We start from the raw sequence: 23899 nt of genomic DNA on the forward strand, positions 1-23899 counted from the left end.
CTGAGACAATGACCAGCGAGCCGACCGCCGACCGCGCCGAATCCGACACCGTGGCCACCGCCTCCGGCTCGCCCGGACGGTGGGACGCGATCAAGGAACGCGGGCGCGCCTTCCGGGAAGGCATTGCCGCCCGCCCTATCCTGAACGCCGGCTACCGCGTCGCCATCGGCGTGATCGGTGGGTTGGTGCTGATCGTCGGGATCATCACGATCCCGTACCCGGGACCTGGCTGGGCGCTCGTGTTCGCGGGCTTCGGCATCCTGGCCACCGAGTTCATGTGGGCACACCACACCCTCACCTGGGTGCGTGGCAAATACCGGATCGTCATGGACTGGTACACCTCACGCGGCTGGGTGATCAAGACACTCGGCGCGGTCGCCACCTTCGCCCTCGTCGTCGTGACGTTGTGGCTGCTCGGCACATATTCGATGGTCGGCGGGTGGATCGGAGTCGATTGGCCATGGTTGCGCAGTCCCCTGATGTCGTGAGCACGGCCCCCGGCCGCGCGCTCATCGATCCCGCCTGGATATCGGCCAGGATCACCGAGATGAGCCGCTCGTGGGGCACCGAGACCCGGCGCGTCGGCGGCACCCTGTGGTGGTGCATGGTCGCCTCGGCGCTGGTCGAGCCCATCACCTCTGCCTACGCGAAGGGCTGTCCGGCCCCGCTGGCCGCCCTCGACGACTTCGAGTGCGAGATCCGCCCGGACGGGGGAGTGGAGCGAGTGCGGTTCCGCGCCTTCGCTCCCGCCTGCGAAGCCGTGCGACGGCCGTCCCCCGGGGACACCGCTGTCGGTGCCGCTTTGCGCGAGACGCTGGCAGTCGTGATCCCGCAGGTAGCGGCGGTTTCCGGGGCGGCGGTGCCTGCCCTGTGGGCGATCGTCACCGACGCCATCGGCAACCGGGCCCTCGACGCGGGCGCCCGGGCAGCGGGCGAACAACTCGCCGCCGAGGTCGGTTCCCGGCTACCCGCCCCACGCTTCGTCACCCTCGCCGACCGCACGTTCGTCAAGCGGATCTCGTGCTGCCTGGTCTACGAGGTCCCCACCTGCACCATGTGCACCAGTTGCCCCAAACGCCCACCCGCCGAGCGCACGGCCTTGTTGTCGCAAGCCTGATCCCCGGGATCCATCCCACCCCCAGTAGAGTTGGGCGCGGTGCGGGGATGGCCCGCACCGCTGTGGGGTCCGCCCCACAGAACGCGACGTCAAGGAGAGCATTCCCGTGACCACCTCTGCACCGATCAGCCCAGTCGCGCTCGTCACCGTGCCGGCCGGGACTACCGCGGGCGCGGCGGTGCGGGAAGCGGGTCTGCCGACCAAGGGCCCCGACACCGTCGTCGTCGTGCGCGACGCCGAGGGCGCCCTCAAGGACCTGTCCTGGGTTCCCGAGGAAGACGCCGAGGTCGAGCCCGTCGCCGCGAACACCGAGGACGGGCGGAGCGTGATCCGGCACTCGGCCGCGCATGTGCTCGCCCAGGCGGTGCAGCAGGAGTTCCCCGAGGCCAAGCTGGGCATCGGTCCGCCGATCAAGGACGGCTTCTACTACGACTTCCGCGTCGAGCGGCCGTTCACCCCCGAGGATCTGGCCAAGCTGGAATCCCGGATGAAGAAGATCATCAAAGGCGCGCAACGGTTTTCGCGCCGGGTGGTCGAGGTCGACGAGGCCCGCGTCGAGCTGGCCGGTGAGCCGTTCAAGCTCGAACTCATCAGCGACAAGTCCGGCATCGACGACCCGGAGATCATGGAGGTCGGCGGTAACGAGCTGACCATCTACGACAACCTCGACCCGCGCACCGGTGAGAAGCTGTGGGGTGACCTGTGCCGCGGCCCGCACATCCCCACCACCAAGTTCATCCCGGCCTTCAAGCTCACCCGTTCCTCGGCCGCGTACTGGCGTGGTGACCAGGACCGCGAAGACCTGCAGCGCATCTACGGCACCGCCTGGGAATCGACCGAGGCGATGGACGAGTACCTGCACCTGCTGGCCGAGGCCGAGCGCCGCGACCACCGCAAGCTGGGCCTCGAGCTCGACCTGTTCTCCTTCCCCGACGAGCTCGGCTCGGGCCTGCCGGTGTTCCACCCCAAGGGCGGCATCATCCGCAAGGAGATGGAGGAGTACTCGCGTCAGCGCCACATCGATGCGGGCTACGAGTTCGTCAACACCCCGCACATCACCAAGGGCGCGCTGTTCGAGACCTCCGGCCACCTGGACTGGTACCGCGACGGCATGTTCCCGGCCATGCACCTGGACGCCGAACTCAACGACGACGGCACCGTGCGCAAGCCCGGCCAGGACTACTACGTCAAGCCGATGAACTGCCCGATGCACAACCTGATCTTCCGGGCGCGTGGCCGTTCCTACCGTGAACTGCCGCTGCGGATGTTCGAGTTCGGGTCGGTGTACCGATACGAGAAGTCCGGCGTGATCCACGGCCTGACCCGGGTGCGCGGCATGACCCAGGACGACGCCCACATCTACTGCACCAAAGAGCAGATGCACGGCGAGCTCACCACCACCTTGAACTTCGTGCTGTCGCTGCTCAAGGACTACGGTCTCGACGACTTCTACCTCGAGCTGTCGACGAAGGACCCGAAGAAGTTCGTCGGCTCCGACGAGCTGTGGGAAGAGGCCACCGAAACCCTGTCGAAGGTGGCGTCGGCCTCGGGTCTCGAGCTGGTCCCCGATCCGGGCGGCGCCGCGTTCTACGGCCCGAAGATCTCGGTGCAGGCCAAGGACGCGCTGGGGCGCACCTGGCAGATGTCGACCATCCAGCTCGACTTCAACCTGCCCGAACGCTTCAACCTCGAATACACCGCTTCCGACGGCACCAAGCAGCGCCCGGTGATGATCCACCGTGCCCTCTTCGGTTCCATCGAGCGGTTCTTCGGTGTGCTCACCGAGCACTACGCCGGTGCGTTCCCCGCGTGGCTCTCTCCGGTGCAGGTCGTCGGCATCCCGGTGGCGGAAAACTTTGTGCCGCACCTGGATTCGGTGATCGAGCGGCTGACCGACGCCGGTGTGCGCGCCCAGGTGGACCGCAGCGACGACCGCATGCAGAAGAAGATCTTCAACCAGACCGCGCAGAAGGTGCCGTTCATGCTGCTGGCCGGTGCCCGCGACGCGGAGTCCGGCGCGGTGAGCTTCCGGTTCCGCGACGGCACCCAGGTCAACGGTGTGCCCGTCGACGACGCGGTGGCCACCATCGTGGCCTGGGTCGGCAACCGGGAGAACGCCTCGCCGACCGCGGAGGGCTTCGAGATCGTCAAGGCGAGCTCATGAGCGAGCAGGCCGAGGCGTCGGCGGGCTCCATCGTCGATGCAGGGGCGGGCAGGCCCGACCGGTTACAGCGGATCTGGACGCCCTATCGGATGTCCTACATCACCGGCGAGGTGAAGCCCAAGGACGCCACCGGGCACCCGTTCACCGACATCCCCAAGATGTCGGACGAGGACGGGCTCATCATCGCCCGCGGCGAGCAGGTGTACGCCGTGCTCAACTTGTACCCGTACAACCCAGGGCACATGATGGTGGTGCCGTACCGCCGGGTAGCCGACCTGGAGGACCTCACATCCGCTGAGAGCGCGGAACTGATGTCGTTCACCCAGCAGGCCATCCGCGTGATGAAACGGGTCTCCCGGCCCGCCGGATTCAACGTGGGCCTCAACCTGGGCGGGGTGGCCGGTGGTTCGCTCGCCGACCACCTGCACCAGCACATCGTTCCGCGCTGGGGCGGGGATGCGAACTTCATCACCGTGGTCGGCGGGGTGAAGGTGATGCCTCAGTTGTTGCGTGAGACGCGGCAATTGCTGGCGGAGGCGTGGGAGGAATAGGACACCGTGCTCAGCTTCTTCGGGCGGCAGACGTTTGCCAAAGCGACTGCGCCGCTGGGCAAAGCGCTCGTCAAGACCGGGCTCACCCCCGACGCGATGACCCTCATCGGCACCGCCGCGACGATCGTCGCGGCGGTGACGCTGTTTCCCAGCGGTCACCTGTTCTGGGGAACGATGGTCATCTGGCTGTTCGTCATGTTCGACATGCTCGACGGTGCGATGGCGCGCGCCCGCGGCGGCGGCACGAAGTACGGCGCGGTCCTCGACGCCACCTGTGACCGGGTGGCCGACGGCGCGATCTTCGCCGGTCTGGCCTGGTGGGCGGTTCACCACGAGCACAGCAAGCAGCTGTTCGTCGCCACGCTGATCGTGCTGGTCACCTCGCAGGTGATCTCGTACGCCAAGGCGCGGGCCGAGGCCAGCGGTCTGTCGGCCGACGGCGGGATCATCGAACGGCCCGACCGGCTGGTGATCGTGCTCGTCGGCGCCGGGCTCACCGGAATCGGCGGGCACTGGGGCATCGGCTGGCTCACCTGGGCGGTGTACGTGGCCATGTGGGTGCTGGCGGTGCTCAGCACCGTCACCGTGTTCCAGCGGGTGCTCGCGGTGCGCAACTCGCCGGGCGCGCGCACGGTGATCCCGCCCGCGCCGCAACAACAGGCAGGGGAGACGGCGTCGTGACCATCAGCGAACGGCTCAGCGACTGGGGCTACGCGGCGGGGTGGCGGTTGGTCCGTTCGGCGCCGGAATCGTTGGCGCGCAAGGCTTTCGACTTCGGCGCCGACCGTGCGACCAAGGACGGCGGACCGCGGCAGCTGCGCCGCAACCTGGCCCGCGTGCTCGGCGTAGCACCGGCCGAGGTTCCCGACGACCTGATGCGGGCGAGCATGCGTTCCTACGCCCGGTACTGGCGTGAGGCGTTCCGGCTGCCCAGCATGGACCACAGCACCATCGACTACTACGTCCACGGCCTGGAAAACGTCGACGCCGGCCTCGAAGCCGGGCGTGGCGTCATCTTCGTCCTGCCGCATTCCGGCAACTGGGACATGGCCGGGGTGTGGCTGGTCCAGCACTACGACACCTTCACCACGGTCGCCGAACGGTTGAAGCCCGAATCGCTGTTCGAACGGTTCGTGGCCTACCGCGAGAGCCTCGGCTTCGAGGTGTTCCCGCTGACCGGCGGAGAACAGCCACCGTTCGTGCCGCTGACCGAACGGTTGCGGCAGAACCGGATCGTGTGCCTGATGGGTGAACGTGACCTCACCGGCCGCGGTGTGCCGGTGAACTTCTTCGGCGAACGCACCTGGATGCCCGCGGGTGCGGCCAAACTCGCCATCGAGACCGGCGCCGCGCTGATGCCGGTGCACGCCTGGTTCACCACCGAGGCCGACGGCACCGAAGGCTGGGGCTTGAAAGCCGGTGCGCCGCTGGATGTCTCGGGTGGCGTGGCCGCGACGACCCAGCTGCTCGCCGACGAATTCGCGGCGAACATCGCCCAGCACCCGGCCGACTGGCACATGCTCCAGCCCCTGTGGGAAGCCGATCTGTCGCCGGAACGACTGGCCCGGATCGCCGCGGCCAAGGCAGGTGAGGTGCTGTGAAGATCGGCATGGTCTGCCCGTACTCCTTCGACGTGCCCGGCGGCGTGCAGGCACATGTGGTCGAGCTGGCACGGGTGTTCATCGAGCGTGGGCATCGGGTGAGCGTGCTCGCGCCCGCATCCGACGACACGCCGTTGCCCGACTTCGTCGTCTCGGCCGGTCGTGCCGTCGCCATCCCCTACAACGGGTCGGTGGCGCGACTGTCGTTCGGGCCGATGGCCTACACGCGCATCCGCCGCTGGATCGACAGCAACGACTTCGACGTGCTGCACATCCACGAACCCAACGCGCCGAGTCTGTCGATGCTCGCGCTCAAGATCGCCGAAGGCCCCATCGTGGCGACCTTCCACACCTCGACCACCAAGTCGTTGGTGCTCAGCACTTTTCAGGGTGTGCTCCGCCCGTACCACGAGAAGATCAGCGGGCGGATCGCCGTGTCGGAGCTGGCCAGGCGCTGGCAGGTGGAGGCGCTCGGGTCGGATGCGGTGGAGATCCCCAACGGGGTCGATGTGTCGGCGTTCGCGCGCGGCCCGCTGCTCGACGGCTACCCGCGCGCGGGCAAGACGGTGCTGTTCCTCGGCCGCTACGACGAACCGCGCAAGGGCATGGACGTGCTGCTCGCCGCCCTGCCGGCGCTCGTCGAACGCCATCCCGACGTGGAGATCCTGATCGTCGGGCGCGGCGACGAGGACAGGTTGCGCCGCGAGGCGGGCCCCCACGCCGGGCACCTGCGCTTTCTCGGTCAGGTCTCCGACGCCGAGAAGGCCGCCGCGCTGCGCAGCGCCGATGTGTACGTGGCGCCGAACCTGGGCGGGGAGAGCTTCGGCATCATCCTCATCGAGGCCATGGCGGCGGGCACGCCGGTCGTGGCCAGCGAACTCGACGCCTTCCGCCGCGTACTGCGCGACGGCAGCGCCGGTCTGCTCACCCCCGTGGGTGACGCGGTGGCGCTGGCCGAGGCCATCGACACCCTGCTCACCGACGACGACACCCGCGACCGGTTGGTGCGCACCGCCACCCAGGTGGTCGCCGCCTACGACTGGCCGGTGGTCGCCGAACAGATCCTGCGCGTGTACGAGACCGTCACCGTCGGCGACAACGGGGTGCGGGCCGCCGGATGATCACCTTCTCCGCGACCGCGATCCTCGTTCTCGGCCTGATCGCCCTGTTCGTGCTCGCGCTCGGCGTGTGGGCGGCGTCCACCGCCAACCGGCTCGACCGACTGCACGTGCGCTCGGACCGGTCCTGGCAGGCCCTCGACGCGGCACTGGCCCGGCGCGCGGTGGTCGCGCGCGCGGTCGCCATGGCCATCGCGGGCCCGGCGAGTACCGATCCGCTGCGGTCCGAGCGGGCCGGACAACTCGCCGCCCTGGCCGACTGGGCCGAACGCGCCGATCGGGGCGATCGAGAGACCATCGAGAACCAGCTCTCGGCCGCGCTGTCGACGATCGACATCGGTCAGCTGCGACCCCAGCTCGTCGCCGAACTGGCCGACGCCGAGGCCAGGGTGCTCATCGCGCGCCGGTTCCACAACGACGCCGTGCGCGACACCCTCGCCCTGCGCACCCGCCGACCGGTGCGCTGGCTGCACCTGGGCGGTACCGCGCCGCTACCGACCTATTTCGAGATCACCGAACGCGCGACACCGGCCGCGTCCACCGGGCTCGAGGTGCACACCACCCGCACCTCGGCGCGCGTGGTGTTGCTCGACGAACAGGACCGGGTGCTGCTGCTGCGCGGACACGACCCGATGGTTCCCGAGGTGGCGTTCTGGTTCACCGTCGGCGGCGGCGTGGAACCGGGGGAGACCCTGCGCGAAACGGCGGTGCGCGAGGTGTACGAGGAGACCGGGCAGCGGATCGACCCGGCAGCGTTGCGTGGTCCGCTGTGGCGGCGGGTCGCGGTGTTCCCGTTCAACGGTGAACTCATCCGCTCCGAAGAACTGTTCTTCGTCCTGCGCGCCCCAAATTTCGCCTGGCGGCCCGCCGACCTCACCGCGCTGGAACGGCGCACCATCACCGACCACCGCTGGTGCACGCCCGCCGACATCCGCGCCCTGGACGCCACCGGCGAGGCGGTGTACCCGTACCACCTCGACGAGTTGCTCGCCGAGGCGATCGGCGCCGCCGACGACGACACCGAACCGGTGGTCCGGTCCATTCGCTGATCCCGACCGTGTGTGTCGCCTCACGCCACGCGGTCCGCAGCCGGTCCAGATGCGGCGGTCGGCGGTATCGGCCCAGGTCGCGACCAGTCCAGTGGGCTCCGACTGGCTATGAACCCTGATTCGGCGGCCACCTAGAATCGCAGGAGACCACACAGTCTGCCCGTTAGGTGCACATGACCCAGGAGAATGCCGTGACTACGCCCGAGACCACATCAACCGTCGGCACCGCCCGCGTGAAGCGCGGCATGGCCGAGATGCTCAAGGGCGGTGTGATCATGGACGTGGTCACCCCGGAGCAGGCCAAGATCGCCGAGGACGCGGGCGCCGTCGCGGTCATGGCGCTCGAGCGGGTGCCCGCCGACATCCGCGCCCAGGGTGGCGTGTCCCGGATGAGCGACCCGGACATGATCGACGGCATCATTTCCGCGGTGTCCATCCCCGTGATGGCCAAGGCCCGCATCGGCCACTTCGTCGAGGCGCAGATCCTGCAGAGCCTCGGCGTGGACTACATCGACGAGTCCGAGGTCCTCACCCCCGCCGACTACGCCAACCACATCGACAAGTGGAACTTCACCGTGCCCTTCGTCTGTGGCGCCACCAACCTCGGCGAGGCCCTGCGCCGCATCACCGAGGGCGCGGCCATGATCCGCTCCAAGGGCGAGGCGGGCACCGGTGACGTCTCCAACGCCACCACCCACATGCGCACCATCCGCGCCGAGATCCGCCGCCTGACTTCCCTGTCCGAAGACGAGCTGTTCGTCGCCGCCAAGGAACTGCAGGCCCCCTACGAGCTGGTCCGCGAGGTCGCCCAGACCGGCAAGCTGCCCGTCGTCATGTTCACCGCGGGCGGCATCGCCACCCCCGCCGACGCCGCCATGATGATGCAGCTCGGTGCCGAGGGCGTCTTCGTCGGCTCCGGCATCTTCAAGTCCGGCAACCCCGAACAGCGCGCCGCCGCCATCGTCAAGGCCACCACCTTCTACGACGACCCCGACGTCCTGGCCAAGGTCTCGCGCGGCCTGGGCGAAGCCATGGTCGGCATCAACGTCGAAGAAATCCCCCAGCCCCACCGCCTCGCCGAGCGCGGCTGGTAATCGGTTCGGGCACAAGCAAACCCGGTGGGCGGCGCATCACGCGCCGCCCACCAGTGCGTAGAACGACGCCTACTTCGTTTCGTTCGGGTGGCTGGTGTGCACCTGTTTTAGGAAGACGGTGTGCTCATGGACGTAGAACCAGATGCGTGCGGTGCCTTTCGCTGTCGGCTTGTGCTGCCAGCGTTCGTGCCGCGCTCCACCGCGTGAGATCGTGCCAAGCTCGCCGCGGAGGGGGTAGTCGGTCGGTGTCGTGGACAGCGGCGTGCGCGTGAGGAAGTCCCATGCTTCCGCCATCGGGTTGCGGATGGTCGCGACCAGATCCCGCCAGCCCTTCTGAGCGTCTGCGGTGGCGAAGCGGATCTGGTACTCGGTCTTTCGCGCGGGGCGTGGGACCAGCTCGCCCTTCTTGGCGGCCGCCACTATGGGCGCTCGACAGTGTCGTCGCGGTCCAGCCACTCCAGGTCCGTACTGCCCAATCCGGCGGCGATCGCGGTTGCCGTCTCCTTCCAGGAGGTAAGTTCGGCGATCGCGAGGTGCGGCTGGTCGGTGGAGAACGATGCGCGGGCGGCGTCCACGAGGTCCTGTGCGCAAGTGTCTCGGTCGGCGGGTGACAGCGCGAGCATCCATGGGAATGCCTTGGACATGCGCTCGGCGAGCGAGCCGTTGTCATCGAGGGTGACAGTGATGAGCTGCGCGGCGAACTCGAGCAGGCGCGCGCGTCCCTCTGCCTCGCGCTGCGACATCAGCACCAGCGCCTCGCCGTCGCGGCGGGTCACCGTGACGGGATGGTTCTCGGCCTCGGCGAAGACCTCAGCGGAGTGTTTGCTCAGGTCCGAGGAGCGTCGGGTCCTGGCGGGTAGGCCTGACGTGCGCATGGATCCATCGTGTTCGGAACGTGTTCGGAAGTCCAGGTGGGAGCGGAAGGGCCAGCGATCGCCCCTGAGGCGCTGCCGGATGGGCGTACCGTACAGTCGGTCTGTGACCGTGCTCGACTTCTTCTTGCTGGTCGTCGCGGGATTCTTCACCGGGTTGATCGGGTTCGTCACCGGGATGGCGTCGATCGTTTCCTATCCGGCGTTGCTGGCTGTGGGGTTGCCGCCGGTGACGGCGAATGTGACCAATACCGTGGCGATGGTGGCCGTGGGGGTGGGGGCCACCGCCAATTCGGGGCGCGAACTCACGGGGCGGGGGCGCACGCTCGTGTGGTGGGCGGGGTTGTCGGCGCTGGGTGGGTTGCTCGGTGCGCTGGCGTTGTTGGTGGCGCCCGAGGGGACCTTCGAGGTGGTGGTGCCGTTCCTGGTCGCGGCGGCGTCGATCGCGTTGCTGGTGCAGCCGGTGGTCCGTAAGCATGTGGGGGAGCTCAGCGCGCCGTGGATCGTGCCGTTGGGGATCCTGCTGATCTCGGTGTACGGCGGGTACTTCGGGGCCGGCGCGGGCGTGATCTATCTGTCGATGATGCTGCTGTGCACCTCCGAATCCGTGTGGAGCGCATCGGTTCTCAAGAGCTTCCTGCTCGGCATCGCCAATCTGGTCGCGGCTCTCGGCTTCGCGATGTTCGGGCCGGTGCACTGGTTCGCGGCGCTCGGGCTGGCGATGGGGGCGCTCGTCGGTGGGTGGTGCGGGCCGCCGGTGGTGAAGGTGATCCCGCCGAACCTGCTGCGGGTGACCGTCGGCGTGCTCGGACTCGGGCTCGCGGTGTACCTGGCGCGCTGATCCGGCCCCGGGCGTCACCGGACTCCGTAGCCTGAGAACGGTGCACCACTCCGATGTCGAAATCGCAATCCACGCAACAGAACTCGCGTCACAGGTGATCCGGTCGTCGTTCCACGCACCCGTCACCCGCTACGCCAAAGAGGGCGACGACTTCGCCACCCAGACCGACTTGGCCGCCGAACGCGCGATCCTCGAGGTCCTCACCGCGGCCCGTCCGCACGACCGGTTCGTCGCCGAGGAGTCCGGCACCACGAGATCGCCGGGCAGCGACCGCACCTGGTTCGTCGACCCGCTCTGCGGCACAAGGAATTTCGCGGTCGGCACACAGCTCGTCGCGGTGAACGTCGCCTTGCGCATCGGGGACACCGTCCGCGCCGCGGCCGTCGGCGCCCCGTTCACCGGCGAGGTGTTCTGGACCTCGGGCGAGAACGCGTACCGCCGCCACGACGGCTCCGACACCGTCCTGCGCCCCGACGCGGGCAGCCGCCTGATCGACATCGACCTCGACAACCCGCTGCCGTGGTCCAGACCCGCCCGCCTGCTCGACAGCGTCGCCGCCGACTTCCACCCGCGCGTGCTGTCCACCTCGCTCGCCCTGGTCTGGGTCGCGGCGGGCAGACGCGCCGCCTATGTCACCGGCGGCGACCTGCGCGACAACGTCCACTTCACCAGCGCGGTGGAAATCTGCCGCGCGGCGGGCTGCGTCGTCACCGGAATAGCAGGTCAACCACTCCATTCCGCCCCGCACGGGCTCATCGCCGCCGCCGATGCCGACACCCACGCCCGCCTCGTCGACGCGATGCTCGCCCTGCGCTGAAAGGGGCCTTCACAAGCGCGGTACCGGCACGTCTCAGACTTTCCTCAAAAACGCTGGGTAGCGTCCTGGCCGAGGCACCGTGGCCTGCGTCGTGTGGCGCCGGTACCGTGCCGTTGGCGCCCACAGGGCGAAAACCGTTGACCCGACGCAAAGGACGAGTGGATGAAGCTTCGTAGGACCGGACGTGTGGCGATCGCAGGCCTGGCCGTGGTCGCCGCATTGGGAATGAGTGCGTGCAGTGACGACAAGGGCGACAAGCCCGCCGCCAAGTCCACGACCAGTGCTCCGGCCACGACCACGGCCGCTGTCGCGGACCTGCCCCCCGTGCCGACGGTGGAGGAGCTCAACGCTCAGCTCAACACCGCGCTGGACCCCGAGGTGCCCAACGAGCAGAAGCTGGACTTCGTGCAGGGCGGCGAGGCCGATCCCGAGCTGCCGAACCGCCTGGCCGTCGCCGCCCGCGACGCCGGTGCCCAGGTGCAGGTCACCGAGGTGACCTCCTTCGGTGACAGCGTGAACGCCAAGGCGAACTTCACCGTCAACGGCCAGACCAATGTGGTCGACGTGCCGTTCGTCGCCGAGGACGGCAAGTGGAAGGTCCAGAAGTCGTGGGCCTGCACCATGCTCACCAACCTGGGCCAGCAGTCGGTCGCCTGCGCCTGATAGCACCGCGTGCAGCCCCGGTCGCGTTGCGGCCGGGGCTTTCGCCTGTTTTCAGCCGGTGCGCAGGGCCGCGCGGTCCGGATGATCCCAGCGCACCGTCCAGGTAGCGGTCTCGGGATGTTCGGCGTCGTGGTCGCGCAGCGCGGGCAGGGTCCACTGGTGCTCGGGTGGGGTGCGGCGCAGTGCCGCCCGCTCGCTGAGTTCGAGCCGTACGGACAGGTCGACGTCGAGTCCGCGGCCGAGCAGCATCGGGCCTGCCACGATCAGCACCAGATCGGCCGGAGCTGTCCGGATGCCCGCCCGCGCCGACCGGTCGCCCGCCTCGTCCCAGAGCGCGGGCAACCAGCGCCCTGCGGTCCGCAGCGGAACCAGAATCTCCCGGCGTATCGCGTCGTAGTCGAACCATGCTGTGCGATAAGACCATTCGTCGGTTCGGCCGTACTCCATCCGCAGCGATGCGGGCCGGACGAAGGCGTGCAGTGACACCACCTCGGCCGACCGGCCCTGCCCGTTCAGTGTGTCGGCGACCAACCGGGCGAAGGCGACCGGTTCGGCGGCATCGGCGGCGTCGACGGCAACCACCCGGCGACCGGGCAGCTCGGATACCCGCTCGGCGACCAGGCGGGCCAGGGTGGTGGGGGAGACGGGGGTGAACGACGGCACCACCCCATTTCAGCAAATTCCCGCCGCGCGCCGCCGAGCCGGACAAACCGTGCGGTCCGCCTAGCGATAATCTCGTGCGCATGGCGACAATCGAAGAGGCGCTCGAGGTCGAGCGGCTGGAACGCGACATCTTCCGTGGGGCGGCCACGGAATCCCAGCTGACGCGGACCTTCGGCGGTCAGGTCGCGGGCCGGGCGCTGGTCTCGGCGGTGCGCACCGTCGACGCCGCCTATCAGGTGCATTCGCTACACGGCTATTTCCTGCGCCCGGGCAACCCGGAAGCGCCCACCATCTACCAGGTGGAACGCATCCGCGACGGGCGCTCGTTCTGCACCCGCCGGGTCACCGGTGTGCAGGACGGCGAGGCGATCTTCACCATGGCCGCCTCCTTCCACCGCGGCGACGTCGGCCCGGAGCACCAGGACGTGATGCCGGTCATCGAGGGCCCGGAGAACCTGCCCGACGCCAAGACCACGCTGAGCCCGGAACGGTTGTGGGCCATGCGCGAATGGGAGCACTGGGACATCCGCACGGTCCCGCAGGACCAGGTCGCCCGCCGGGAAGGCACCGTCTCCCCGCAGCAGGTGTGGTTCCGCTACCGGCACCCGTTGCCCGACGACCCGATGTTCCACGTCTGCACCCTCGCCTACATGAGCGATATGACGCTGCTCGGTTCGTCGAAGGTGACCCACCCCGGCGTGCCGACCCAGGACGCGTCGCTCGACCACGCCATGTGGTTCCTGCGCCCCTTCCGTGCCGACGAATGGCTGCTCTACGACCAGTCCTCGCCCTCGGCGGGCTTCGGCCGCGCCCTCACCGGCGGTCGGATCTGGGATCGCGAGGGCAACCTGGTCGCCGCCGTCGTGCAGGAAGGCCTCATCCGCACGCCGCGCGAGGCGTGAGCGCGCCCACACCGGCCGGGCTCGTAAGCTCAGCGGCTGTGAACGCAACATCCACGCCGACGATCGGTGTCCTCGCACTCCAGGGTGACGTGCGCGAACACGTTGCCGCGCTGCGCCACTGCGGTGCCGCACCGGTGCTGGTGCGCCGCGAGTCCGAGCTGGCCGCCGTCGACGGGCTGGTGCTGCCCGGCGGCGAGTCGACCGCCATCTCCAAGCTGCTGCAGGCCTTCGACCTGCTCGAACCGTTGCGTGCGCGGCTGCGCGACGGGCTGCCCGCGTTCGGGTCGTGCGCGGGCATGATCCTGCTCGCCTCCGAGGTGCTCGACACCCGGCCCGATGCCCAGCACCTGTCCGGCATCGATATGACGGTGCGCCGCAACGCTTTCGGCCGCCAGGTCGACTCGTTCGAGACCGACCTCGACTTCAGCGGCCTCGACACGCCCGTGCGCGCGGTGTTCATCCGCGCGCCGTGGGTGGAGCGGGTCGGTGACGGCGTCGAGGTGCTGGCGCGGGTGCCGCACGGCCCGGCGCAGGGCCGGATCGTGGCCGCCAGGCAGGGCAATGTCGTGGCGACCTCGTTCCATCCCGAGGTCACGGGTGATCTTCGGGTGCACGAGCTGTTCGTCGACCTCGTGCGCAAGGCAGGGTGAACCTCCGCGTCCACCGGCGTGGCGGGCACGAGTAGGCTGGTTCGAGCTTGTCCGCCCGGGCAGACGCGCAACCGACCTGAAGGAAGTAGGGCATGAGCGGCCACTCCAAATGGGCCACCACCAAGCACAAGAAGGCGGGAATCGACGCCAAGCGCGGCAAACTCTTCGCCAAGCTGATCAAGAACATCGAGGTGGCGGCTCGCACGGGTGGCAGTGACCCGGCGGGCAACCCGACGCTGTACGACGCCATCCAGAAGGCCAAGAAGTCGTCGGTCCCCAACGACAACATCGAGCGCGCCCGCAAGCGTGGCGGCGGCGAGGAAGCCGGCGGCGCCGACTGGCAGACCATCATGTACGAGGGCTACGGGCCCAACGGTGTCGCCGTGCTGATCGAGTGCCTCACCGACAACCGCAACCGCGCCGCCGGTGAGGTGCGCGTCGCGATGACCCGCAACGGCGGCAACATGGCCGACCCGGGTTCGGTGTCCTACCTGTTCGCCCGCAAGGGTGTGGTGACCCTCGAGAAGAACGGCCTCACCGAGGACGACGTCCTCGACGCGGTCCTCGACGCCGGCGCCGAAGAGGTCAACGACCACGGCGACGCCTTCGAGATCATCAGCGAGCCCGGCGATCTGATCGCTGTGCGAACCGCGCTGCAGGACAAGGGCATCGACTACGACTCGGCCGAGTCCGGTTTCCAGGCGTCGGTGTCGGTGGCGGTCGACGCCGAGGGAGCCCGCAAGGTGCTCAAGCTGATCGACGCCCTCGAAGACAGCGACGACGTGCAGAACGTGTACACCAACGTCGACATCTCCGACGAGGTCGCCGCCGAGCTGGACGACGAGTAGATCTTCCCCCGTGTACCGCCCCGGCCGTGGATTCGGCTGGGGCGGTTCGTGTCTCTACTCCCGGTAGTGGTCGGCCAGCGCCGGGTAGTAGTCGGCGAAGTCGGGTCGTTCGGTGTTGGTGCAGGCGGCGACGAACATGTCCGCGTAGTACTCCCAGCCCGGGCCGATCTGCGAGGTCTCCGCGAGCTGGTACTCCGAGGTGAGGTGGTGGACCAGCCGCACCTGGGTGGCGGTGCCGGTGTCGAGCAGGGTCACCTCCATGCGCCACAACCCGATCTGGTCGGCCGAGGACACGGCCAGCCGCACCGGCGGGGTGCAGTCGTCGATGCGCATCTCGGTCCAGGGCTGCCCGTCCTCGAACCGCAACTGCACCTGGATCATGTTCCCGGCGCCGGGTTCCCCTTCCCAGGTGCCATACCAGCCGGCGGTCAGGTCCGGATCGGTCAACCGTCCCCACACCTGTTCGATCGGTAAGGCCAGTGACCGGGTGATCACCAGGTCGCGCCCGTTTTCGGTCGGTACGATCTCGCCGGTCGGCATCGGCATGACGCGGTTCTCCCTCGCTCGAACGCCTCGGACAACAGGTCGACCTCGACGGTACGCCGCCGGTAATCCCCTCGCGGAGATATTCGCGTGACCAGCACAATGTCGGTATGACTCGGATCGAGGCGGTACGCGGAGACATCACCGAACAGCACGTGGACGCGGTCGTGAACGCCGCGAACTCCTCGCTGCTCGGCGGTGGGGGAGTCGACGGCGCGATCCACCGCAAAGGTGGGCCCGAAATCCTGTCGGCGTGCCGCGACCTGCGTGCCTCCCGGTACGGCAGGGGCCTGCCGACGGGGCAGGCGGTGGCCACGACAGCCGGACGGCTGCCCGCCCGCTGGGTGATCCACACCGTCGGCCCGGTCTGGTCGGCGACCGAGGACCGCTCGGCCCTGCTGACTGCCTGCTACCGCGAATCCCTGCGGGTAGCAGACGAATTGGGCGCTCACACGGTGGCGTTCCCGGCGATCTCCACGGGCATCTACGGTTGGCCGATGGACGACGGCGCCCGCATTGCCGTGGAAACAGTGCGCGCCGCCGACACGGCCGTCGACGAGGTGCGCTTCGTGCTGTTCGACGACCGCGCCCTCACCGAATTTCACCGCCGCGCTGTCGACGGGCTGGGTGCGGGCAGCTGAGCGGCTGCTACGGATGGCATCCGTGGGTACCGCCGTGCTGCACTGCGCTGTCCGTGAATGTTCCTGTGCCGCAGGCAGACTGGGCCTACTGCGTGACTCGACGTGATTCGAGGGCGTCGAGGATCATGTCGAGGCCGTAGTCGAATTCGGCGGTGTGGTCGTAACCGGGCTGCAGGGCGTGGTCGACGATCATCTCGGTGAGGTAGGGCAGTTCCGCGGTCGGCAGCTGGTCGAGGATGCCGCCCGCCACCTCCTCCAGGTCGTCGGGGGTGGTGATCGGAAGATTCGCCTCCTGCAGCACGTACCCGTTGACGTAGCTGTCGAGAAGCGAGATCGCGTGGGCCGCCATCGGGAGCGAGAAGCCCGCTCGCCGCAGGATGCCGAGGATCGCGTCGTGGTGCCGCAGGGTCGCCGGGCCCGGGTTGCGCCGCGAATCCATGAGTCCGAGTGCCCAGCTGTGCCGGGACAGCACCGCGCGGGCGGAATGCGCGCGCGAACGGATCGCCGCTCGCCAATCCTCGAAGTCCCCGCTCGGTAGGTCGATCGCGGCGAAGACGGCGTCGACCACGCCGTCGAGAACCGCGTCCTTGTTCGGCAGGTGGTGATACAGCGACATCGCCTCCACCCCGAGTTCCTGTGCGATCCGGCGCATGGTGATCGCCTCGACGCCGCCGCGGTCGGCCACCCGGATCGCGCCTTCCAGTATCCGTTCGCGGCTCAGCGGTCGACGTGTGGAGGGAGTCGGCATATTGACAATCTTACAGCCGTAAGTCAGCCTTACGTGTGTAAGAACGAGTGAAGGAGGCCGCTGATGCCGATGCCGAGATGGTGGGGTCGGGTGAACAAGCGGGTGTTCAACCCGCGAGCACTCGCGAGCGGCAAATGGCCGGTGCTCATCCACACCGGTCGCGTCTCCGGAGTCACCCACCGCACCCCACTCGACGCCCATCCGATCGAGGGCGGATACCTGTTCGTCCTGGTCTACGGCTCCCGTTCGGATTGGGTCCGTAATGTCCTCGCCGCGGGCGGCGCTCGCCTGCGCGTCGACGGCACCGAAGTGGATCTCACCGCCCCGCGCGTGATCGGTCGCGAGGAAGCCGCCCGGATCCTGCCGACGGATGTCACCCGGCCGCCCGCTGTCCTGCGCATCACCGAATTCCTGCGGATGGACCGGGCGGGTTGACGACCGGAACGTGTCGGACCCCGCTGCCACACTGGCGGGCATGACGGAAAATGCGCTGCCGTTTCGGGTTCGGATCCCGGTGCGAGTCTCCGATCTGGATCTGCAACAACACGTGACGGGTGCGGCCTATCAGCAGTTCGCCGACCACGCACGGTTCGCGTGTGTGGGCGCGGCCGGTGTGTCGGTACCAGACATGCTGGCCGACGGCATCGGGCCGGTGAACCTCGAACTCACCGTGCGCTACCTGCGCGAGTTGCGCGCCGGCGACACCGTCGAGGTCGACTGTCGCTGGGAGTGGGGGACCGGCAAGACCTACCGGGTCGAACACGAACTGCGCCGCGACGACGGCGAACTCGCCGCCACCGTGTCGTACCTGAGCGGCATGCTCGACCTGACCGAGCGCAAACTCCTGCACGAACCGAAGCGCATCTGGGCCGAACGGGCGAGCGAGCCCGGATTACTCGGCCTCCCCTGAGCGCGGCGACCGGCCCTCGTGTCGCTGGTCGGACGGTGTGCCGCAATGCTTTAGACTTTCGAACAATTGTTCGTGTCTTCGAAGGGGCTGCCGGTGCGGGTGATGGGCGTCGATCCCGGGCTCACCCGGTGCGGGCTCAGCATGGTGGACAGCGGTCCCGGCCGTAAGGTCGTTGCCCTCGATGTGGGCGTGGTGCGGACACCGCCGGAGGCCGAGCTGGCTCTGCGGTTGATGGCGGTGGCCGATGCCGCCGAGGAGTGGATGGACACCCATCAGCCCGAGGCGGTGGCGATCGAGCGGGTGTTCGCGCAGCACAACGTGCGCACCGCGATGGGAACCGCGCAGGCCGGTGGGGTGATCGCGCTGGCGGCGGCGCGGCGGGGCATCCGGGTGGCGTTCCATACCCCCAGCGAGGTGAAAGCGGCTGTCACGGGCAATGGTTCGGCCGACAAGGCGCAGGTCACCGCCATGGTGACCAGAATCCTCGGCCTGCAGGTCGCACCGAAACCGGCTGATGCCGCCGATGCGCTCGCCCTGGCGATCTGTCATTGTTGGCGGGCGCCGCTGCTCGACCGGATGGCGGCCGCACAGGCGAAGGCCGACGAGGTGCGTCGCCGCTACGAACAACGGCTCGCCGAACAACGGAAGGTGGTACGCGGGTGATCGCGTCGGTACGCGGTGAGGTCCTCGAGATCGCGCTCGACCATGTGGTGATCGAAGCCGCGGGCGTCGGCTACCGCCTCAACGCCACCCCCGCCACCCTCGGCAGCCTCACCCGAGGCGAGGAAACCCGCCTCTACACGGCCATGATCGTGCGCGAGGACTCGATGACGCTGTTCGGGTTCGCCGACACCGAAGCCCGCGACCTGTTCGGCCTCCTGCAGACCGTGTCCGGTGTCGGCCCACGCCTGGCCATGGCGGTCCTGGCGGTCCTCGAACCCGAGGCGCTGCGAAAAGCCTTGGCGGAGAGCAACGTCGCCGCCCTCACCCGGGTGCCCGGCATCGGTAAGCGCGGCGCCGAACGCATGGTCGTCGAACTGCGCGACAAGGTGAACCTGGTGCCTGTCCCGGCCGGACCACCAGGTGCCGAAACTCCGGTCACCCCGGTACGCGAGCAGGTCGTCGAAGCGCTCATCGGCCTCGGCTTTCCGGCCAAGCAGGCCGAACAGGCCGTCGACACCGTCCTGGCCGACCAGTCGGCCGCCACCACCTCCGTGGCCCTGCGCGCCGCCCTCGGTCTGCTCGGCAAGAACAGGTAACCCATGGACGACGAGTTCGACACCGACGAATCCGCCCTCGCCGCCCGGTATCTCAGCGCCGACGGCGACACCGAGACCGGCCTGCGCCCCACTTCGCTCGACGACTTCATCGGCCAGCCACGCGTGCGCGAACAGCTCGCCCTCGTCCTGCGCGGTGCCCGGCAACGCGGCGCCACCCCCGACCACGTCCTGCTGTCCGGCCCGCCCGGGCTCGGCAAGACCAGCATGGCGATGATCATCGCAGGTGAACTCGGCACCGCCCTGCGCATCACCTCCGGGCCCGCCCTGGAACGCGCGGGCGACCTGGCGGCCATGCTGTCGAACCTGGTCGAAGGCGATGTGCTGTTCATCGACGAGATCCACCGCATGGCGCGGCCCGCCGAGGAAATGCTGTACCTGGCCATGGAGGACTTCCGGGTCGACGTGGTGGTCGGCAAAGGGCCCGGCGCCACCTCCATCCCGCTCGACATCGCACCGTTCACCCTGGTCGGGGCGACCACCCGGTCGGGCGCGCTCACCGGCCCGCTGCGCGACCGGTTCGGCTTCACCGGCCACATGGACTTCTACGACACCGACGAACTGCTGCAGATCCTGCTGCGCTCGGCCCGCATCCTCGGCGTCCACATCGAACACGACGCCGCCGCCGAGGTCGCCGGCCGCTCCCGAGGCACGCCGCGCATCGCCAACCGGCTGCTGCGCCGGGTGCGCGACTTCGCCGAGGTCCGCGCCGACGGCCTCATCACCCGCGAGATCGCCCAGTCCGCGCTCGAGGTCTACGACGTCGACGTACTCGGCCTCGACCGGCTCGACCGGGCCGTGCTCGGTGCGCTGGTCCGCGGTTTCGGCGGCGGACCGGTCGGCGTGTCGACGCTGGCGGTCGCCGTCGGCGAGGAAGCCGCGACGGTGGAAGAGGTGTGCGAACCGTTCCTGGTGCGCGCCGGACTCGTCGCCCGCACTCCGCGCGGACGGGTCGCCACGGCTGCCGCCTGGGAGCATCTGGGCCTGGTGCCACCACCGGATCTGGTGTTCGGCGCCATCGAAGTGCGTGGGCGCGAACCACAACCGAGCCTCGATCTGTTCGACCGGTAGCGGCGCCTACCGGACGGGCGCGTCGCCGATACGTCGTCTAATGTCGGCTGGGTGGCAGTCCATGCGGTGGTCCAACGCGTCCCCGAACCGTTACGCTCCCTGTTGCTCCAGCACCGGGAGTTGCTGAAGTTCGCCATGGTCGGCGCCGTCACCTGGTTCATCGACACCGGCGTGGTCTACGCGGTGAAACTCACCGTGCTCGGCGACAAGCCGCTCACCGCGCGTCTGCTCGGCGCGTTGATCGCGACCATCGCCTCCTACATCCTCAACCGCGAATGGTCCTTCCGCACTCGTGGGGGCAGGCAGCGCAGCCACGAGGCAGCCCTGTTCTTCACGGTCAGCGCGCTGGGCATCGTGGTCACCATGATCCCGCAGGCGCTGTCGCTGTACGTGCTGAATCTGCGTGTGCCGCACGTGGATCCGATGGTGCAGATGGTCGCGAACTTCATCTCCGGCCAGATCCTCGGCGTGCTGCTGGCCATGGCGTTCCGCTTCTGGGCCTTCCGCCGCTACGTGTTCCCGGACGACCTGCGCGAAGCGGAACTGCACAGTATCCAGGGTTAATGTGACCGTTCGAGGTTTTCCAGGGCGGCGATGACCAGGTCGACGAAGGCGTCGACCTCTTCGCGGGAGTAACCACGTGTGCCGAGACGGCTGTCGGTGAAGCGGACACCGCGCACGTCGGCGGCGGTGAGGCTGCCGGGGCCGTTGTGGGCCAGGGTGGCCGCGACCAGGTCGAGGAAGGCGTCGACCTCCTCCTCGTGATAGCCGCGACGGCCGACCGCGGACTGGCTGAACCGCATGCGGTGCACGTCGTCGGGGGTGAGCATCGCGGCGATCTCCTCCCCGGGGCGGGGCGCGGGCACGGGGGAGGCGCCCTTCTGGCGATGTTCGAGCTCGGTCCTGACCCGGTCGAGAAAATCGTCGACCTGGTCGGCCTGGTAACCGCGACCACCGAAACGGGGCGCGCCGAAATGGACATGGCGGACGTCGTCGGCGGTGAGACCACCGTGTCCGTGCAGGGTCGCCGACACCTTCTCCAGGAAAGCGTCGACCTCGTCGGCATGGTAGCCACGATGGCCGAGGGTGGGCATGGCGAAGTGGGTGCGGCTCACATCGTCGGGCGTCACAGCGGTCATTGTGTCAGGATTGCCCTTCTATCCCAGAGGTTTTCGACGGCAGCGCATCGCGACTGTACACCGGCGAAGCAGCCGGTCGCGGGCCACAGAATTATGTGTCATGCTGTAACACATACATCGGTGTGTGGAGGTTCGACGTGGCGCCTCAGCGGGATGCGGTCATCATCGGGGCGGGTTTCGGCGGCATGGGTGCCGCCATCGAACTCGACCGGCTCGGGCTGCGCGATTTCGTGGTTCTCGAACGCGAGGACGACCTCGGCGGTACCTGGCATGTGAACCGGTATCCGGGCCTCGCGGTGGACATCGCCTCGGTCACCTACTCCTATTCGTTCGAACCCAACCCGTACTGGAGCAGGTTGTTCGCGCCCGGCGCCGAGCTGAAGAAGTACGCCGAACACGTCGCCGACAAATACGGGCTGCGCGGACGGATGCGGTTCGGCACCGAGGTGCGGAGCGCGCGCTGGGACGACGACAACGAACACTGGGTGGTGAACATCGCGGGCGGCGAACCCCTCACCGCGCGGTACCTGATCACCGCCACCGGCTTCCTGTCCCAGCCCTACACGCCACCGTTCCCCGGCATCGAGTCCTTCGCGGGCAAGATCATCCACTCCACCGACTGGGACGACGGCTACGACCTCACCGACCGCCGCGCCGCCGTGATCGGTACCGGTGCCACGGCGGTGCAACTGGTCCCCGAGCTGGCCGCGAAGGTGGCGTCACTGACGGTTTTCCAGCGCACTCCCATCTGGGTGGTTCCCAAGATCGACGGCCCGATTCCCGCCGTGGTCCAGCGTGCGTTCGCGGCGGTCCCGTTCACCCAGAAGGCCGCGCGGCTGGCCAACACCGCCCTGCTCGAGGCGATCATGCTGGTGGGGGTGCTGCACTACAAGCAGGCCAAACCGCTCAACACCGCCGCCGCCCTGCTGGCCAAGGCACACCTGTTCGCCCAGGTGCGCGACGCGGACACCCGGGCCAAGCTCACCCCGCACTACGACTTCGGCTGCAAGCGGCCGACGTTCTCCAATGCCTACTTCGCGACCTTCAACCAGCCGCACGTGCGCCTGGAAACCGAGTCGATCGACCATGTCGAACCCGACGGCATCGTCACCGCCGACGGGCACAAGACGGCTGTCGACACGCTGGTCCTGGCGACCGGCTTCAACCTGTGGGACGCGAACTTCCCCGCCATCGAGGTGATCGGGCGCGACGGGCGAAATCTCGGAAAGTTCTGGCGCGACAATCGCTTTCAGGCCTACGAGGGCATCACGGTGCCGAAGTTCCCGAACTTCCTTTCGCTGAACAGCCCCTATTCCTACAGCGGGCTGTCGTACTTCACCACCATCGAGACCCAGATGAAGCACATGGGCAGGCTGTTCACCGAGCTGTTCCGGCGCGGGGAACACACCTTCGAGGTCACCGAGGAGGCCAACGCCCGCTTCCTCGACCGGGTGACCGCCGACCTCGATTCGTCGGTGTTCTACGGCGGCGACTGCTCCGGTGCGCGCAGCTACTACTTCAACCAGCACGGTGAGGCCGCGCTGCTGCGCCCCACCAGCACGCTGTCGGCGCACCGGGAGGCGGTCGGTTTCCCGCTCGACGACTACACCTACGGGCGCGGTGCGTGACCGGGGTTTCGCCGCGCGCGGCGGTGTCCGGTGTGTCGGCGCGGCGGGGAACTGGCAGACTGTCAGGCGTACCTGCACCGTCCACCACTGACTAGGGACTGACTTCGACGATGGACTTTCTGTTTCCGCTGCTGATCCTGGCCCTGCTCGTGCCGATGTTCTTCGGTATCCGTAAACAGAAGCGGGAGGCCGAGAAGGTCGCGAGCATGCAGGAGAGCCTGAAGGTCGGTGATCAGGTTGTCACCACGTCGGGCCTGTACGGCACCGTCGTCGATATCGACGATTCGACCGTCGACCTGGAGATCGCCGAGGACGTCGTCACCACCTGGCTGCGTCAGGCCATTCGCGAGGTGCGCATCGAGGAGCCGGTGGCCGCCGAGACCGCCGACGCGACCGACGCCCCCGTCGAAGAGGCCGTCGATCAGACCGAGACCCGGCTGACCAAGGACTCCTGAGCAGTTCCCTTCCCCCGCCGGGCGACGTACGAGCGCGCCCGGCCGGGCACTGTTGTGCCCACCGATTCGGCCTCGACTTCCGCCTAGGAGATGACCTGCTGTGCCACCTTCCCAAGGATCGGCGCATCCGTTCCGGTTGCTCGGCGTCTACGCCGCGCTGCTGGCCGTGATCTACGCGCTGGTGTTCTTCACCGGTGACCATTCGCCCAAGCCCAAGCTCGGTATCGACCTGCAGGGCGGCACCCGCGTCACGCTGACCGCGCGTACCCCCGACGGCAACGAGCCGAGCCGCGAGAGCCTGCAGAAGGCGCAGGAGATCATCGAAAACCGTGTGAACGGTCTCGGCGTCTCGGGCTCCGAGGTGGTCATCGACGGCACCAACCTCGTGATCACGGTGCCGGGTGAGGAAAGCCAGCAGGCGCGCGCCCTGGCCACCACCGCCAAGCTCTACATCCGTCCGGTGCTCGGCGCGACCCAGCCGCAGGCCGGTGGCGCCGCGCCGCAGCAACCGGTGCCCGGTGCGCCGTCCGCCGACCC

At 68.6% G+C, this 23899-nt stretch carries 30 protein-coding genes and 1 pseudogene; 25 read left to right on the top strand and 6 right to left on the bottom strand.

What is annotated here, in order from left to right:
• Positions 1–8: 8 nt before the first annotated feature.
• The 9 genes from NI2_RS20445 to pdxS all read left to right on the top strand — a co-directional run bounded on the left by NI2_RS20445 (position 9) and on the right by pdxS (position 8694).
• The gene (locus NI2_RS20445) at positions 9–488 is read left to right on the top strand and encodes a TIGR02611 family protein (protein ID WP_084476561.1); all 480 of its coding nucleotides are present in this window, start codon (positions 9–11) and stop codon (positions 486–488) included.
• Positions 485–1117 (top strand): (2Fe-2S)-binding protein, encoded by a 633-nt coding sequence (locus tag NI2_RS20450; protein ID WP_084476562.1) that lies wholly within the window; start codon positions 485–487, stop codon positions 1115–1117. Before NI2_RS20445 ends, NI2_RS20450 begins: the two co-directional genes overlap by 4 nt.
• 106 nt (positions 1118–1223) lie before the next feature.
• The gene (thrS, locus tag NI2_RS20455; protein WP_067492916.1) at positions 1224–3281 is read left to right on the top strand and encodes a threonine--tRNA ligase; all 2058 of its coding nucleotides are present in this window, start codon (positions 1224–1226) and stop codon (positions 3279–3281) included.
• Positions 3278–3832: an ATP adenylyltransferase gene (locus tag NI2_RS20460; RefSeq protein WP_067492918.1), complete on the top strand. Its 555-nt coding sequence runs from the start codon at positions 3278–3280 to the stop codon at positions 3830–3832. Before thrS ends, NI2_RS20460 begins: the two co-directional genes overlap by 4 nt.
• A 6-nt stretch (positions 3833–3838) precedes the next feature.
• Positions 3839–4513 carry a phosphatidylinositol phosphate synthase gene (gene pgsA, locus NI2_RS20465; protein WP_067492921.1) on the top strand — a complete coding sequence of 225 codons (675 nt, stop codon included), beginning with the start codon at positions 3839–3841 and terminating at the stop codon, positions 4511–4513.
• The gene (locus tag NI2_RS20470; RefSeq protein WP_067492923.1) at positions 4510–5433 is read left to right on the top strand and encodes a phosphatidylinositol mannoside acyltransferase; all 924 of its coding nucleotides are present in this window, start codon (positions 4510–4512) and stop codon (positions 5431–5433) included. Before pgsA ends, NI2_RS20470 begins: the two co-directional genes overlap by 4 nt.
• Positions 5430–6554: a glycosyltransferase family 4 protein gene (locus tag NI2_RS20475; protein ID WP_067492925.1), complete on the top strand. Its 1125-nt coding sequence runs from the start codon at positions 5430–5432 to the stop codon at positions 6552–6554. The genes NI2_RS20470 and NI2_RS20475 overlap by 4 nt, the downstream gene beginning before the upstream one ends.
• Positions 6554–7600, top strand: a complete 1047-nt coding sequence (locus NI2_RS20480) for an NUDIX hydrolase (RefSeq protein WP_067493059.1) — start codon at positions 6554–6556, stop codon at positions 7598–7600. Before NI2_RS20475 ends, NI2_RS20480 begins: the two co-directional genes overlap by 1 nt.
• A gap of 173 nt (positions 7601–7773) precedes the next feature.
• Complete coding sequence (gene pdxS, locus NI2_RS20485; RefSeq protein WP_174550208.1) at positions 7774–8694, top strand: pyridoxal 5'-phosphate synthase lyase subunit PdxS; 921 nt, start codon at positions 7774–7776, stop codon at positions 8692–8694.
• Positions 8695–8763: 69 nt separating this feature from the next.
• Here pdxS and NI2_RS20490 read toward each other — a convergent pair whose 3' ends face one another.
• Both NI2_RS20490 and NI2_RS20495 read right to left on the bottom strand, forming a co-directional pair.
• On the bottom strand, positions 8764–9114 hold the full coding sequence (locus tag NI2_RS20490) for a hypothetical protein (RefSeq protein ID WP_067492927.1): 351 nt from the start codon (positions 9112–9114) through the stop codon (positions 8764–8766).
• Positions 9114–9569: a type II toxin-antitoxin system Phd/YefM family antitoxin gene (locus NI2_RS20495; protein WP_067492929.1), complete on the bottom strand. Its 456-nt coding sequence runs from the start codon at positions 9567–9569 to the stop codon at positions 9114–9116. Before NI2_RS20495 ends, NI2_RS20490 begins: the two co-directional genes overlap by 1 nt.
• A gap of 103 nt (positions 9570–9672) precedes the next feature.
• Between NI2_RS20495 and NI2_RS20500 the strand changes: the two genes are divergently transcribed.
• From NI2_RS20500 to NI2_RS20510, 3 genes are all read left to right on the top strand, one after another.
• Positions 9673–10407 (top strand): sulfite exporter TauE/SafE family protein, encoded by a 735-nt coding sequence (locus NI2_RS20500; RefSeq protein WP_067492931.1) that lies wholly within the window; start codon positions 9673–9675, stop codon positions 10405–10407.
• A gap of 40 nt (positions 10408–10447) precedes the next feature.
• Positions 10448–11224, top strand: coding sequence for an inositol monophosphatase family protein (locus NI2_RS20505; RefSeq protein WP_067492934.1), 777 nt, complete (start codon positions 10448–10450; stop codon positions 11222–11224).
• A 162-nt stretch (positions 11225–11386) separates the two neighbouring features.
• Positions 11387–11887: a WKL family lipoprotein gene (locus tag NI2_RS20510; protein ID WP_067492935.1), complete on the top strand. Its 501-nt coding sequence runs from the start codon at positions 11387–11389 to the stop codon at positions 11885–11887.
• A gap of 51 nt (positions 11888–11938) precedes the next feature.
• Here NI2_RS20510 and NI2_RS20515 read toward each other — a convergent pair whose 3' ends face one another.
• A complete protein-coding gene (locus NI2_RS20515; RefSeq protein ID WP_067493063.1) occupies positions 11939–12550 on the bottom strand; it encodes a nucleoside/nucleotide kinase family protein in 612 nt (203 codons plus the stop codon).
• Between the two features lie 80 nt (positions 12551–12630).
• Here NI2_RS20515 and NI2_RS20520 point away from each other — a divergent pair, with 80 nt between their 5' ends.
• The 3 genes from NI2_RS20520 to NI2_RS20530 all read left to right on the top strand — a co-directional run bounded on the left by NI2_RS20520 (position 12631) and on the right by NI2_RS20530 (position 14950).
• Complete coding sequence (locus tag NI2_RS20520) at positions 12631–13452, top strand: acyl-CoA thioesterase (RefSeq protein ID WP_067492937.1); 822 nt, start codon at positions 12631–12633, stop codon at positions 13450–13452.
• A gap of 38 nt (positions 13453–13490) precedes the next feature.
• Complete coding sequence (gene pdxT / locus NI2_RS20525; RefSeq protein WP_067492939.1) at positions 13491–14102, top strand: pyridoxal 5'-phosphate synthase glutaminase subunit PdxT; 612 nt, start codon at positions 13491–13493, stop codon at positions 14100–14102.
• A 92-nt stretch (positions 14103–14194) separates the two neighbouring features.
• A complete protein-coding gene (locus NI2_RS20530; protein WP_067492941.1) occupies positions 14195–14950 on the top strand; it encodes a YebC/PmpR family DNA-binding transcriptional regulator in 756 nt (251 codons plus the stop codon).
• Between the two features lie 54 nt (positions 14951–15004).
• On the opposite strand, the gene NI2_RS20535 is transcribed toward NI2_RS20530, so the two are convergent.
• Positions 15005–15496 carry an SRPBCC domain-containing protein gene (locus NI2_RS20535; protein ID WP_067492943.1) on the bottom strand — a complete coding sequence of 164 codons (492 nt, stop codon included), beginning with the start codon at positions 15494–15496 and terminating at the stop codon, positions 15005–15007.
• 107 nt (positions 15497–15603) lie between these two features.
• On the opposite strand from NI2_RS20535, the gene NI2_RS20540 reads away from it, so the two are divergent.
• A complete protein-coding gene (locus tag NI2_RS20540; RefSeq protein WP_067492945.1) occupies positions 15604–16134 on the top strand; it encodes an O-acetyl-ADP-ribose deacetylase in 531 nt (176 codons plus the stop codon).
• Positions 16135–16219: 85 nt separating this feature from the next.
• On the opposite strand, the gene NI2_RS20545 is transcribed toward NI2_RS20540, so the two are convergent.
• Positions 16220–16882: a TetR/AcrR family transcriptional regulator gene (locus tag NI2_RS20545; protein WP_067492946.1), complete on the bottom strand. Its 663-nt coding sequence runs from the start codon at positions 16880–16882 to the stop codon at positions 16220–16222.
• 63 nt (positions 16883–16945) lie between these two features.
• Here NI2_RS20545 and NI2_RS20550 point away from each other — a divergent pair, with 63 nt between their 5' ends.
• The 6 genes from NI2_RS20550 to NI2_RS20575 all read left to right on the top strand — a co-directional run bounded on the left by NI2_RS20550 (position 16946) and on the right by NI2_RS20575 (position 20704).
• Positions 16946–17317, top strand: a complete 372-nt coding sequence (locus NI2_RS20550; RefSeq protein WP_067492948.1) for a nitroreductase/quinone reductase family protein — start codon at positions 16946–16948, stop codon at positions 17315–17317.
• 40 nt (positions 17318–17357) lie between these two features.
• A complete protein-coding gene (locus tag NI2_RS20555; protein ID WP_067492950.1) occupies positions 17358–17792 on the top strand; it encodes an acyl-CoA thioesterase in 435 nt (144 codons plus the stop codon).
• A gap of 93 nt (positions 17793–17885) precedes the next feature.
• Positions 17886–18455 (top strand): crossover junction endodeoxyribonuclease RuvC, encoded by a 570-nt coding sequence (ruvC, locus tag NI2_RS20560; RefSeq protein ID WP_084476570.1) that lies wholly within the window; start codon positions 17886–17888, stop codon positions 18453–18455.
• Entirely contained in the window at positions 18452–19051 is a 600-nt protein-coding gene (ruvA, locus tag NI2_RS20565; protein ID WP_067492953.1) for a Holliday junction branch migration protein RuvA, read from the top strand. Before ruvC ends, ruvA begins: the two co-directional genes overlap by 4 nt.
• A gap of 3 nt (positions 19052–19054) precedes the next feature.
• Positions 19055–20140, top strand: a complete 1086-nt coding sequence (gene ruvB, locus NI2_RS20570; RefSeq protein WP_067492955.1) for a Holliday junction branch migration DNA helicase RuvB — start codon at positions 19055–19057, stop codon at positions 20138–20140.
• 51 nt (positions 20141–20191) lie between these two features.
• Positions 20192–20704, top strand: coding sequence for a GtrA family protein (locus NI2_RS20575; protein ID WP_166655711.1), 513 nt, complete (start codon positions 20192–20194; stop codon positions 20702–20704).
• Here NI2_RS20575 and NI2_RS35555 read toward each other — a convergent pair.
• Entirely contained in the window at positions 20701–21279 is a 579-nt protein-coding gene (locus tag NI2_RS35555) for a DivIVA domain-containing protein (protein ID WP_067492959.1), read from the bottom strand. The genes NI2_RS20575 and NI2_RS35555 overlap by 4 nt on opposite strands.
• 137 nt (positions 21280–21416) lie before the next feature.
• Between NI2_RS35555 and NI2_RS20585 the strand changes: the two genes are divergently transcribed.
• From NI2_RS20585 to NI2_RS20595, 3 genes and pseudogenes are all read left to right on the top strand, one after another.
• Positions 21417–22907 (top strand): flavin-containing monooxygenase, encoded by a 1491-nt coding sequence (locus NI2_RS20585; protein WP_067493067.1) that lies wholly within the window; start codon positions 21417–21419, stop codon positions 22905–22907.
• Between the two features lie 110 nt (positions 22908–23017).
• Positions 23018–23362, top strand: a complete 345-nt coding sequence (gene yajC / locus NI2_RS20590) for a preprotein translocase subunit YajC (RefSeq protein WP_067492961.1) — start codon at positions 23018–23020, stop codon at positions 23360–23362.
• A 100-nt stretch (positions 23363–23462) separates the two neighbouring features.
• Positions 23463–23899, top strand: a pseudogene (locus NI2_RS20595) (protein translocase subunit SecD); the annotation flags it as partial.

It is taken from the genome of Nocardia ignorata NBRC 108230, assembly GCF_001612905.1.
GTDB classification, from domain to species: Bacteria; Actinomycetota; Actinomycetes; order Mycobacteriales; family Mycobacteriaceae; genus Nocardia; species Nocardia ignorata.